8 protein-coding genes are annotated in these 12,274 nt (G+C 66.1%); 2 read left to right on the forward strand and 6 right to left on the reverse strand.

Going from position 1 to position 12,274, the window contains the following annotated elements; genetic code table 11:
- Nucleotides 1–12 precede the first annotated feature (12 nt).
- Nucleotides 13–1,752: a glycerol-3-phosphate dehydrogenase/oxidase gene (locus tag VXJ37_RS11555; protein ID WP_331323172.1), complete on the reverse strand. Its 1,740-nt coding sequence runs from the start codon at nt 1,750–1,752 to the stop codon at nt 13–15.
- A 101-nt stretch (nt 1,753–1,853) separates the two neighbouring features.
- Nucleotides 1,854–2,990, reverse strand: coding sequence for a GuaB3 family IMP dehydrogenase-related protein (locus tag VXJ37_RS11560; RefSeq protein ID WP_331323173.1), 1,137 nt, complete (start codon nt 2,988–2,990; stop codon nt 1,854–1,856).
- A gap of 101 nt (nt 2,991–3,091) precedes the next feature.
- Here VXJ37_RS11560 and VXJ37_RS11565 point away from each other — a divergent pair, with 101 nt between their 5' ends.
- Complete coding sequence (locus tag VXJ37_RS11565; protein WP_331323174.1) at nt 3,092–3,709, forward strand: hypothetical protein; 618 nt, start codon at nt 3,092–3,094, stop codon at nt 3,707–3,709.
- Between the two features lie 60 nt (nt 3,710–3,769).
- Here the strand turns inward: VXJ37_RS11565 and VXJ37_RS11570 are convergent, their stop codons facing one another.
- The 4 genes from VXJ37_RS11570 to VXJ37_RS11585 all read right to left on the reverse strand — a co-directional run bounded on the left by VXJ37_RS11570 (nt 3,770) and on the right by VXJ37_RS11585 (nt 11,187).
- The gene (locus VXJ37_RS11570; protein ID WP_331323175.1) at nt 3,770–5,629 is read right to left on the reverse strand and encodes an ABC transporter ATP-binding protein; all 1,860 of its coding nucleotides are present in this window, start codon (nt 5,627–5,629) and stop codon (nt 3,770–3,772) included.
- Nucleotides 5,630–5,763: 134 nt separating this feature from the next.
- Nucleotides 5,764–7,254 (reverse strand): HNH endonuclease signature motif containing protein, encoded by a 1,491-nt coding sequence (locus tag VXJ37_RS11575; protein WP_331323176.1) that lies wholly within the window; start codon nt 7,252–7,254, stop codon nt 5,764–5,766.
- Between the two features lie 128 nt (nt 7,255–7,382).
- Complete coding sequence (guaB, locus tag VXJ37_RS11580; RefSeq protein ID WP_331323177.1) at nt 7,383–8,894, reverse strand: IMP dehydrogenase; 1,512 nt, start codon at nt 8,892–8,894, stop codon at nt 7,383–7,385.
- A 214-nt stretch (nt 8,895–9,108) separates the two neighbouring features.
- Nucleotides 9,109–11,187 (reverse strand): acyltransferase family protein, encoded by a 2,079-nt coding sequence (locus tag VXJ37_RS11585; protein WP_440589797.1) that lies wholly within the window; start codon nt 11,185–11,187, stop codon nt 9,109–9,111.
- A gap of 117 nt (nt 11,188–11,304) precedes the next feature.
- Here VXJ37_RS11585 and VXJ37_RS11590 point away from each other — a divergent pair, with 117 nt between their 5' ends.
- The gene (locus VXJ37_RS11590; protein ID WP_331323178.1) at nt 11,305–12,273 is read left to right on the forward strand and encodes a DUF389 domain-containing protein; all 969 of its coding nucleotides are present in this window, start codon (nt 11,305–11,307) and stop codon (nt 12,271–12,273) included.
- Nucleotide 12,274: the final 1 nt, after the last annotated feature.

Here is a 12,274-nt window from a genome sequence, read left to right on the forward strand (position 1 = left end):
CAGAACGGCCCCTCAACGCAAGGGCACGATGTCTTCCGCGCCCAGGCGGGCGGCGTCTGCGGATTCGTCGTCCGGCTGTTGCTGGCTTAGGCGTTCGGCCTCCACACGGGCAAGGTAGTGGCGGACTTCATTTTCGCGCTGCGTCTCACTCCAGCCAAGGACGTCACCCATCAGTTTAGCGACAACAGGGGCCGCCGACACGCCGCGGTCCCACGCTTCAATGGAGATCCGCGTCCGCCGCGTCAGAACGTCCTGCACATGGCGGGCGGCCTCGTGGGTGGCGGCATAGACGGCTTCTGCCTGCAGGTAGTCGTCGGCGCCCGGGATGGGTTCGGCCAGTTCGGGATTCTGCTCAATGATGGCCAGGACCTCGGGAGTCATGGACCCATAGCGGTTGAGCAGGTGCTCGATCCGCGCCACATGCACCCCCGATTCCTCCGCCGTCCGGTTCCGGCGGTTCCAGGCCGCCCGGAAACCACTGGCACCCAGCAGCGGGATGGTCTCCGTGCAGCTCGGCGGTACGCGTTCGTCCATGGTGCGGGTAGCCTCGTCCACCGCGTCCTTGGCCATGACCCGGTACGTGGTCCATTTACCTCCCGCCACCACTACCAGGCCGGGGACCGGGTGTGCCACCACGTGTTCCCGGGAGAGCTTGGCGGTGGAGTCGTTTTCGCCCGCGAGCAGCGGCCGCAGCCCGGCGTAGACACCTTCAACGTCTTCCCTGGTGAGGGGGCGCTTAAGCACCTGGTTCACGTGTTCCAGGACGTAATCGATGTCCTTGCTGGAAGCGGCGGGGTGGGCTTTGTCCAGGTGCCAGTCAGTGTCGGTGGTGCCAATGATCCAGTGCCGCCCCCACGGGATGACGAACAGCACGGATTTCTCGGTGCGCAGGATCAGCCCGACGGTGGACTGGAAGCGGTCCCGGGGAACCACCAGGTGGATGCCTTTGGAGGCGCGGACTTTCAGCTGGCCGCGGTCGGTGACCATGGCCTGGGTTTCGTCGGTCCACACGCCGGTGGCGTTGATAACCTGCTTGGCGCGGATGCTGAACTGCGTCCCATCCTCACGGTTTTCCACCTTGGCCCCCACCACCCGCTCGCCTTCGCGGAGGAAGTCCACGACTTTCATCTGGTTCACGGCATGGGCGCCGTAGTAGGCGGCCGTGCGGACCAGGTTGGCGCAGTATTTGGCGTCATCAACCTGGCCGTCGTAGTACCGGATGGACCCTACAAAGGCGTCGTTCTTAAGGCTGGGGGCGGCGCGCAGGGTACCCCGGCGGCTCAGGTGCTTGTGGAACGGCACGCCCCGGCTGTGGCCGGCGGAGACTGACATAGCGTCGTACAGGGCAATGCCCGCGCCCACGTAAGGACGCTCGATGAACGGCTTGGTGAGCGGATACAGGAACGGCACGGGCCGCGCGAGGTGCGGGGCAATCTCGGACAGCAGCAGGCCGCGTTCCTGCAGGGCCTCCTTGACCAGGGCGAAGTCCAGCATTTCCAGGTACCTCAGGCCACCGTGGATCAGTTTTGAAGAGCGCGAAGAGGTGCCGGCCGCCCAGTCGCTCGCCTCGACGATGCCAACGCTCAGCCCGCGCGTCACGGCGTCAAGCGCTGCTCCCGTGCCGACGATGCCGCCGCCGACGATCAGGATGTCCAATTCCCGGCCCGGTTCGGTGGTGGCCCGCAGCCGCTCGATTGCCGCTTCCCGGGCTTCCGGTCCGAGGACCCCGCCGTTTACAGGAACACTCTTCATTGAATGCCTCCAATGCCTCTAGTGCCGCCAGTAAGCCCACACTACTTGCAACCGGCGTCCTTTGGGCAGGGCAGCGCGGACCGCGCTGCCCTGCCTCCGGATCAGTTCCCTTCGTAAGGCGACACGACGACCTCGACCCGCTGGAATTCCTTCAGGTCCGAGTAGCCGGTGGTCGCCATGGAGCGCCGCAGCGCACCGATGAGGTTGGAAGTGCCGTTGGTGTGGTGGCTGGGCCCGAAGAGGACCTCCTCCAGCGGGCCGACAGTGCCGACGTTGGCGCGGTCTCCGCGGGGCAGCTCCGTGTGGTGCGCCTCCTGGCCCCAGTGCCAGCCCTTGCCCGGCGCCTCCTCGGCCCTGGCCAGCGCACTGCCGAGCATGACGGCGTCGGCGCCCATGGCGATCGCCTTGACGATGTCACCCGAGGTGCCCATGCCGCCGTCGGCAATCACGTGGACGTAGCGGCCGCCGGACTCGTCCATGTAGTCGCGGCGGGCAGCAGCGACGTCGGAGATGGCTGACGCCATGGGTGAGTGAATGCCCAGGGCGCGGCGTGTAGTGGTGGTTGCGCCGCCGCCGAAGCCCACCAGCACCCCCGCCGCGCCGGTGCGCATGAGGTGCAGGGCGGGCGTGTAGCCGGCGGCGCCGCCGACGATGACGGGGACATCGAGTTCATAGATGAACTGCTTCAGGTTCAGCGGCTCGTGGTTCTTGGAGACGTGCTCAGCGGACACGGTGGTGCCACGGATGACGAAGATGTCGACACCGGCGGCCACGACCGTCTTGTAGTGTTCCTGGGTGCGCTGCGGGGTCAGCGACCCGGCCACGGTGACACCGGCTTCCCGGATCTCGGCCAGGCGGGACGTGATGAGTTCGGGCTGGATGGGTGCCAGGTACAGCTCCTGCATCCGTCCGGTCACAGCCGGGCTGTTGGTTTCATCCTCCAGGGCAGCGATCTCGTCGAGGACCGGCTGCGGATCCTCATAGCGGGTCCACAGGCCTTCGAGGTCCAGCACCCCGAGGCCGCCCAGCTTGCCCAGGGCAATTGCGGTGGCCGGGGACATGGCCGAGTCCATCGGCGCTGCGATCACCGGCATGTCGAACTGGTACGCATCGATCTGCCAGGAGACCGAGACGTCCTTGGGGTCGCGGGTACGACGGTTGGGGATGATTGCAATGTCATCCAGGGAGTAGGCACGACGCCCACGCTTGCCACGGCCGATCTCGATCTCATAAGTCACTGCTCTAGGTTATCCCAGTGGCTTCGGTGGCTATGCGCGATCCATACGGCAATGCGGCCTATGCACCACTGTGAGCCATGCCCTCCGGCTACAGTGGCGTGATGGGAAGCCGCTGGACATTTGACGGGCATATCGCCGGTATAGGCACCGCTTCCGGGCTGCGCGCCGTGGTGGGCATATGGCAGGACTCCCCCTTTGGACCCTTCGCGGACGTTATGGTGCAACAGCCTTCGGGACACCGGCTGCTGCTGGCACCCACTCCCGAAGTGGCCGGCTTTATCGCCGCCACCTACAGCTTTGATGAAGTGCGGGTGGTGGACGTTTCCGCCTCACTCGCCGATTACACGTTGACGGTCGACGCCGGTCCGCTGGCACTCCGTGCAGCTACCGGCGCGAGGACCCTGCTGGGAACGGCGCTGCAAGCAGTGCCCCGGCGTCTGGCCGTCCATCCCCGCTGGCTTGCCACGGTCAATCCGTTCGCTGCTTTGGCAGCACCCGGCGCCCGCACCTACGGAACTGCGGGCAGTGGAAGAGCCGAGTTCTATGGGGTCACCGACCTGCACCACGTGACGTCCGCCGTCGTCAGCTGGCATGGTGCCGACGCAGGGGCGCTGGCCCCCATCCGCCCCGCCGTGACATTCGGCTTCAGCAGCGTGCCCCCGCGGCCAAGCCTTGCCCGTGTCCGCACCACCGTGGTGGAGGCCTCCCACGGCGGATAGAACTGGCTGCGGCGCCACTGACAGCAGGCCGAATCGGAGCGCAGGCTCCGCCAACCTGCATCAGACTCCTTCAGGTTCCTCCACCGTCAACTGGGACTCGAACATGCGGTAATAGCGGCCGCGGAGGGCCACCAACTCCTTGTGGGTTCCCTGCTCCACAATGCGGCCGTCCTCCAGCATGTACACCACGTCCGCCTTCTCGATGGTGGCCAGCCGGTGGCTGATCGCGATGATGGTGCTGCTGCGGTCCGCGAAGAGACGCGTGAAGATCCGGTGCTCGGCAAGGGCATCGATGGCGGAGGTAGGTTCGTCCATGACCATGAAGGACGCGTCCCGGTAGAAGTTCCTTGCCATCGCAAGGCGCTGCCACTGGCCTCCGGAGAGGCCGCTGCCCTTCCGGCCGCGCGGATCCTCCATCCAGTTGCTCACGTGGTTGTCCAGGCCGTTGGGCAGTTTGTTGATGAAGTCGAGCGCCTCCGCGTCTGCTGCCGCCCTCCTGATCCGGCCGTCGTCGCGGGCGGTGTCCACGTCTCCGAAGTAGATATTCTCGGCGGCGGTGGCGAACTCGTACTTCAGGAACTCCTGGCTAAGCACCGCCAGGTGCCGGTGCCAGGAGGTGACGTCGACGGCGGCGAGATCGACGCCGTCGAGCAGTACCTGGCCCGAGTCGGGGCGGTAGAGGCCAGCCAGGATGCGGATGAGGGTGGACTTCCCGGCTCCGTTCTCCCCCACAATGGCGATGTGCTGGCCTTGGCGGATGGTCAGGCTGATGCCCTTGATGACCTCGATGTCGCTGCCCGTGTAGGTGAAGCGAATGTCCCTCAGCTTGACTTCCTTTGGCGCCTCCAGCAACGGCGGCGCGTGTTCGCTATGCACCGGCAGCGCCATGAAGAGCTCGTAGTCCGTCAGGTTGGCGAGGTCCTCGTCTATGGAGCTCAGGGAGGAGACCAGGTTGTTGGCCGTGGACAGGGCACGGCTGACAATCTGCTGGACGTAGAGGAACTGGCCCACGGGGGCTGCGCGGGAGATGATCCGCCCCACCACCCAGATCAGCGAGACCACTTCGGCGCCGTACTGCAGGGCATCCGCAGCCAGCTGCTTGGGAATGTAGCGCCGCTGGAAGTCGAGGCGCCGGCGCTCGTCCGCGTCGCGGAGCCGGGCACGGAGGTCCATAAGGAAACCGACGATGCCATAAAGCCGCATCTCGGCAATGTGCTGCGGCCGGAGCAGGTTGGTTTCGATCATGCGGCGCTGGCGGCGGGAGTCCACCTGCGTGTTCCAGTGCGCGATCTGTTCACGGGACAGCTTGAACTGCAGATACACGCTGGGCACGATGGCCACCAATACGATGATGGCAATCCACCAGCTGACCAGCAGCAGGGCACCGATGGCCAGGAGCACCGATACCAACTGCGTGAAAATGGCGGCAATCCGGTCCAGGACGCGGGCATAGGAATCGGAGAACCGCTTGGCGCGGTCGTAGAGGTCCACCGTTTCCTTGTCGTCGTAACGCCAGAACTCCAGGGCCAGGAACCGTTCATACATCTGGTCCCCGACGATCGCGCCCACTTTGAAACTCATCAGCTGCTGAATATATCGGTCCACGCTGTTGAAGGCGCCCCAGAACAGCCCAAGCGCTGCGGTGACGATGACGTAGACGATCGCGCGGCGCCCTGCCCCGCCGTCGCCCGCGTATGCTGCCGCAAGGGCGGAGGTGGTAAGGGACGCGAAGTAGGTGGTGACCAACGGCAGCACGGCGGAGATCAGGGAGCCGAGCACTTTCATGACCACAGCCCCCGGAGATGCCCGGAAGCTCACTCGAAGCACCTGGGCCACCGCCTTGGCGTAGGGGCGTACGGCAAGCCGTTTTTGCGGGTCGCGTTTGGGCGTCAGTTCCGCCGGGTGGCGCGGTTGGGACATGGAATCAGCCTAGTGCTGGGGGGTGCAGTGAAGCACAAGACCGCGAACGGCGCTGCATGAACGGACAACGGGCATGGGGGCCTTCCAAGACAACCTCGAAGCGGAGCACAGCCTCTTTAGTTGTGGAGATGCAGCTAGTCCTGCAAAGCCGCTTCTCCCGGGGACAGCGCTGTGTGCTGAGAGTCTGGATGGTCACCGGCCACCATTCCCCAGGCTCCGTCGCTGCGGTTCCTCTTCGCCATCCATTCCGCGGCCGTCCGGCGAGGCCAGTGTGGTGGTTGGGGGTCTGGGTGTTCGGGTTTGTAGTGGCGTCCGGTGGGTGAGGTCCAGCCGGGTGGGTCTTTCGTGGTGGCTGGATCCGGTGTCCATTGGCTGTGGTGTTTGAGCCGATGATGTTTGGGGCAGAGCTGGGCGAGGTTGCCGACGTTCGTGGTGCCGCCGTGGTCCCAGGCGTGCAGGTGGTCGGAGTCGTTGTCCGGGGTGTGGTTGGTGCAGCCGGGGAACGTGCACTTGGCGTCCCGCATCCGGATCCAGCGTTTGATGGTTTCGGGGAGCCGGTAGTTTGTCCGGCCGATCTCCAGGGGTGCCCCGTCGCGCGGGTCGATCAGGACCCGGTAGAACGACTCCGCCCCGTCCGCGACGAGTTTGCGGGCCATGGAGGCCGGGATGGGTCCGAAGCCGTCGAGCGTGGCGGGTTCGTCGGTGAGGCCGAGGAGGGAGAAGACGGGCACGGTGACCAGGACATCGGCACGCGGGGTGGGTACTTTGCCGAACTCAGTGGCAGTTCCGGCGCCGAGCAGCAGGGATGCTGCGATGTCGGGGCGGAGTTGGGTGAGGGTGCGGGACTCGTCCGGACCCTGCAGGCCCCGGGCTGTGGCGGTGATGCGGTTCCAGATGGCGCAGGCGGTGTCCCCGGGGAGGTAGAGGGAGAGCCAGGCCATGCCGTCCCTGTCGGGGATGTATTCCATCCGCCGGTCCGCGGCACCTTTGGCGTGGCGTTTCCCGATCGACTCGGGGTGGTGGCGTTCCCGCCAACTGCGGACTTTCGCCCGGAACCGTGACGGGACAAGTTCACCGGGGGCTGCGCCCCGGGCGGTGTTGGGCGCGTGGGGGTCGAAGAAATGCGTCACCAACTCCAAAGCGCCTTCGGGGGTGAGTCCTTCGGTCTCGTCCGCAACGATGCGGGCGTGCTGCCAGGACATTGCACCGGTGGACAGCGCCTGGGACACCGGTGGCAGGGAACAGATCCGTCGTGACTGCTCCACCAAAGCCCCTGCAGCGGCAGAGCTAACGGTCAGGACCCCGGCGATCTCCTCCACCGTGGACATCTCCGCGTAGGTGCGGTCCTGCACGGAGGCATCCGGCGCGGTCATGGCCTGCTGCAACCCCATGCACTCCACGGCGTCCTGCGCTTTCACTGCCGCGAGCTGCGCCTCCAACCGGGCAACAACCTCCAACCGCCCCAGACACAACTCATACCGCCGCTGCAGGACGTCAATGTCCCCAGCCGCAGCCGTCAGAGCAGAGTGTTCGAGATTCCGGTCCTCAAGAACCAGCGCCTCAAGGGCAGCAACAGAGACATGGACGCCGTCCAACTCAGCTCCAGCTCCCGCACTGATTCCCATACACACATCATTCAGCAGGGGTCTGACAATGCTTTCTCCGTGCTGCCGACCGCACAAAAAGGGAGGCAGGGATGTCCCTGCCTCCCCTTGGTTCAGGCAAATGTCAGCGGAATTAAAGCTGCGGCCACTTAGCGGGAGCCGTAGTTCGGCGCCTCAACAGTCATCTGGATGTCGTGCGGGTGCGATTCCTTCAGGCCGGCGGAAGTGATCCGGACAAACTTGCCGCGGACCTTCAGCTCGGGAATGGTGGGCGCACCGGTGTAGAACATGGTCTGACGGAGGCCGCCGACCAGCTGGTAGGCCACGGAGGACAGCGGGCCGCGGTAAGCAACCCGGCCTTCGATGCCTTCGGGGATCAGCTTGTCGTCGCCGGACACGTCGGCCTGGAAGTAGCGGTCCTTGGAGTAGGACGTGTTCTTGCCGCGCGACTGCATGGCGCCCAGGGAGCCCATACCGCGGTAGGACTTGAACTGCTTGCCGTTGACGAAGATCAGCTCGCCCGGGGACTCGTCGCAACCGGCGAGCAGGGAGCCGAGCATGACCGTGTCCGCTCCGGCAACCAGCGCCTTGCCGATGTCGCCGGAGTACTGCAGGCCACCGTCGGCGATCAGCGGCACACCGGCCGGAATGGCAGCCTTGGCGGATTCGTAAATGGCGGTGATCTGCGGGACGCCAACGCCTGCCACCACACGGGTGGTGCAGATGGAGCCGGGGCCAACGCCCACCTTGATGCCGTCGGCACCGGCGTCGATCAGCGCCTGCGCACCCTCGCGGGTGGCAGCCTGGCCGCCGATGATGTCCACGTGTGCGGCGGCGGGCTCGGACTTCAGCCTGCGGATCATGTCCAGCACACCCTGGGAGTGGCCGTTGGCGGTATCCACGAACAGGGCGTCCACGCCCGCATCCACCAGGGTCATGGCCCGCTCCCAGCCATCCCCGAAGAACCCGATGGCGGCACCGACCCGGAGCCGTCCTTCGTCGTCCTTGGTGGCCAGCGGGTACTGCTCGGCCTTGGTGAAGTCCTTGGTGGTGATCAGGCCCTTGAGCCGGCCCTGGTCGTCAACGAGCGGGAGCTTTTCGATCTTGTTGGTGGCCAGCTTGTGCGAGGCTTCCTCGCGGCTGATGCCCACGTGCCCGGTGACCAGGGGCATCTTGGTCATGACATCGCTGACCAGCCGCAGCGGGAAGTCGGACTCCGGGACGAACCGGGTGTCGCGGTTGGTGACGATGCCCAGCAGGCGGTTGTCCTCGTCCACTACGGGCAGGCCGGAGACGCGGTAGTGGGCGCAGAGGTCGTCCAGCTCCCGCAGCGTGGCCTCAGGGCGGATGGTGAGCGGGTTGGTGATCATGCCCGACTCGCTCCGCTTGACCCGGTCCACCTGGTCCGCCTGGTCTGCAATGGAGAGGTTGCGGTGCACCACGCCGAGGCCGCCCTGGCGGGCCATGGCGATGGCCATGCGGGACTCGGTGACGGTATCCATCGCGGCGGAGAGCAGCGGGGTCTGCACGCTGATCCGCTTGGAAATCCGTGAAGAGGTGTCGGCTTCGGACGGGATGACGTCGGTGTGGCCCGGCAGGAGGAGGACGTCATCGTAGGTCAGGCCAATGAAGCCAAAGGGATCGTGTTGGGGCTCGGTCATGAGTGCGCCTCTTACCTTGGTTGCTGGGTCACGGGTAGGGGTTGCAGCCGATGACCAGCCCGTTATTACGGAACTGGCCTGTGCAGAAGATCCTGCGGTGGACCACCGTGCGGCACGGCGTTCCGGAGGCAGAAAGTGTTGAGTAAATATTAGAACCTCGGCGCCGATCCCCCTATTCCACGCCGCCAATGTGAGCAACGGCACCCTCCAAGGATCAACTCCAGCCCGTTGCTGCCAGCAGTCGCTGCTCGAACATGGGAATCATGGTCTGCACATAGGTCCTGGTGAGGTGGTTGTCGTCCTTGTACACGTATACGTTTCCCACCACTGCCGGGCAGACGCCCCAGGCGCAGATGAAGTCGCTCATGTCCATGAGGTACAGGCCAGGTAGCTTGCCCCGGTAGTTCTCCAGGGGCGATGGTTCCACCAGGGACTCTGAAAGAGATGGGTTGCAGGCCGGGGCATCGGCGCCGTGCCTCTGGGCGCACTGCGGCATGTTGAACGTGAACCGCGGATTGTCCCGGATGCCCACGATCTCGATTCCGGCATCCGCGAAGGGCTTCACGCCATCCAGGTAGCCCGGCACCTCCGTTTCGAACGGGGCATCTTCGTGGGTCAGCGAGGCCACGGTGAACACCGCGTCCGGCCGGTGTTCCAGGACATAGGCGGAACTTGCCTTGTTGTAGGCGTTGCACTCGGCGTTCCGGGCCTCCGATGCGGCGCCGAACCGGCACGCCGGCATCAGCAGCGTGACCAGTTCCCAGCCACGGGCTGCTGCCACGGGTTCCAGGGCGGCGAGGTACTGCTGGGCGTGGGAGTCACCCAGCACCACGATGCGCTTGGTGGCCGGTTCATCGGGCAGCTCCTGCCGGCAGCCCTCCAGGATTGGATCGACCGTGGCGTTGGGGCCGGTGCAGGGCGAGTCGATGCCGGCCCAGTCGTTGTCCAACGCGGTCGGTCCCGGAATGGTCCGGGCCTTGGGCGCGGGAGTGTTCCCGTTTCCCGGGGCAAGTGCCAGGGCCCCGGGCGTCAGCTCGCGGGGTTGTGCCGCCGTCGCGCTTTCCTCCGCCGTGAGCGACGTCTGCCAGACAGCAACCGGGCCGGCAAGCACCGCCCCGCAGGCAACGACGACGACGGCGGTACGCCAGGTGCGCAACTTGGGCCAGTGCCAGTCACGCAGCGGCTTTTCCACAAAGCGGGTGGTCAGCACGGCAAGCACGATGGAGGCTCCGACGATGCCCAGGCCCTGCTTGAGGTTTGGCGCTTCCACGCCGGTGGCCGCGAGCGCCAGCACCAGCACGGGCCAGTGCCAGAGGTACAGCGCGTAGGAGTTGTCTCCCAAGGCCACTGCGGGGCGGCTGCTGAGGAGGCGGTCCACGCCGAACCGGCTGCCGGTCTGCCCGGCGACGATGATCGCGGCTGCCGCAAGGGTTGGCCAAAGTGCGACGTAACCGGGGAAGGAGCGGTCAACGGTCAGGACCAGGCCGCAGGAGATCATTCCGGCAAGCCCCAGCCAGCCCAGGCCCACCCGCAGCGCGCGTCCGGGTTTCAGGTACGGCAGCGCCAGGGCCAGCAACGACCCGAGCGCAAACTCCCACAGCCGTGCCCGGGTGTCGAAGTAGGCGTAGGCCTGGTTCGTGCCGGTCTGGTCAATGGAATACACCAGGGAGACGGTAAATACCGCACCGAACACCACCGCCAGCAGCCCGCGGTAGGTTACCCAGTGGAGCCGGGGAACCCGCCGCAGCCCCGTCAGAACGGCAGCGGAAGCGGCAAAGACCAGCGGCCACAGGATGAACACCTGGCCCTGGATGGACAACGACCAGAAGTGCTGCAGCGGACTGGCGCCGGCGTGGTCCTGCGCGTAATAGTCCACCGCGGCGTCCGCCAGCAGCCAGTTCTGGCGGTACAGCAGCGCGGCCCAGGCCTGGTCGAGCACCCCGGGCCAGCGTCCCTGCGGCAGGATCAGCCATGTGCCGGCCAGCACGCCGAGGATCACAACGACGGCGGCGGGCAGAAGTCGCTTGAACAGGTGCAGCCAATGCGCCAGCAGCCGGAAGGGGGTCCCCGATTCTGCCTTGCGTACAAAGGAAAGGGTCAGCAGGAAAGCCGAGACCAGCAGGAAGATGTCCACGCCGCCGGACACGCGGCCCAGCCATACGTGGTAGGTGACCACCATTAGGACGGCCAGGGCGCGGAGCCCCTGGACCTCGGGGCGGAACGAGGCTTTCCGCAGCCGGGAGGGTGCCACGGGTGCGGGCTTGGGTTCCTGTGGGCTCTCCGTTATCGACACAAAAACCCCTCAGGACGCCCGCCAGCCAAAGCATCAAGCCTAGCCAGCGGCGTCTTCATCAGCCAATCAGCCCGCGCGTTCAGACTATGCTGGGCCCAACCGTGGAAGGGAGCGGGCATGGTTGTCCAGTTGCGGATCTGTGTGCCCGCGGAGCTGTCCGCTGTGACCCTGAAGACCTGCCGCGACCAGCGGGGCGCGGCAGAGGTGGTCCTGGTTCCGGGGGCTGCCGTGGTGCCGCAGGGCGATGTGATCGAGGTCCTGGTTGCGCGGGAGGCAGTGGAGGAACTGCTGGAGAAGCTGGACGTCCTGAAAATCCGGGACGCCGGCTCCATCGCCATGTCGACGCCGGAGTTCGTTTTGTCCAGGAACGCGGACCGGGCGGAGCGTGCCGCGCCCGGGGACGGCGCCGACGCAGTGATTTGGGACGACGTCACACGGCAAACCGGCGAGGACTCCCGGCTGACGTGGAACTTCCTTGCGTTCCTGGTGCTGGCAACCCAGCTCGCCGGAATCGGCATCGTGACCGACTCCCCCATCGCGATTGTGGGCGCCATGGCCGTGGGTCCGGAGTTTGGGCCATTGGCCGCCCTCGCCGTGTCGCTTGCCACCCGGCAGTGGAAGCTTGGGCGGCGCGCGGCCATTGCACTGGGCGTGGGCTTCCCCGTGGCCATGCTTTTGGCGGCCTTGACGGCATGGCTTTCGGTGCCGCTCGGCCTGTTCCCCCGCGATGCCCTGGACAAGGGCTCGGCAGTGGAATTCATCTACCACCCCGGACCTTATTCGCTGATCGTCGCCGTCCTGGCCGGGATCGCCGGAATGCTGTCCATCATTGGCCGCCGCTCGGCAGCACTGATCGGCGTCTTCATCTCCGTGACCACGGTACCGGCGGCCGGATACGTGGCGGTGTCCCTGGTGCTGGGCGAATACCAGAAGGCCACGGGCTCGGCCCTCCAGCTGCTGCTCAACCTTGTGGGCATAGTGGTGGCCGCACTGGCAGTTTTGCTGTTTTACCGGGTGGTCGCCAGGCGCCTGCCGGACCGGGTGGCGCGAAGCCTGAGGACCCAGCGGAGCGGAACGCGCCGGTAAC

It is taken from the genome of Pseudarthrobacter phenanthrenivorans, assembly GCF_036455295.1.
Lineage (GTDB): Bacteria > Actinomycetota > Actinomycetes > Actinomycetales > Micrococcaceae > Arthrobacter > Arthrobacter phenanthrenivorans_C.

Coding starts and splice junctions, on each gene's coding strand:
- VXJ37_RS11555 (WP_331323172.1), bottom strand. CDS start 1,752: ATGAAGAGTGTTCCTGTAAACGGCGGGGTCCTCGGACCGGAAGCCCGG.
- VXJ37_RS11565 (WP_331323174.1), top strand. CDS start 3,092: ATGGGAAGCCGCTGGACATTTGACGGGCATATCGCCGGTATAGGCACC.
- VXJ37_RS11570 (WP_331323175.1), bottom strand. CDS start 5,629: ATGTCCCAACCGCGCCACCCGGCGGAACTGACGCCCAAACGCGACCCG.
- VXJ37_RS11575 (WP_331323176.1), bottom strand. CDS start 7,254: ATGGGAATCAGTGCGGGAGCTGGAGCTGAGTTGGACGGCGTCCATGTC.
- guaB (WP_331323177.1), bottom strand. CDS start 8,894: ATGACCGAGCCCCAACACGATCCCTTTGGCTTCATTGGCCTGACCTAC.
- VXJ37_RS11590 (WP_331323178.1), top strand. CDS start 11,305: ATGGTTGTCCAGTTGCGGATCTGTGTGCCCGCGGAGCTGTCCGCTGTG.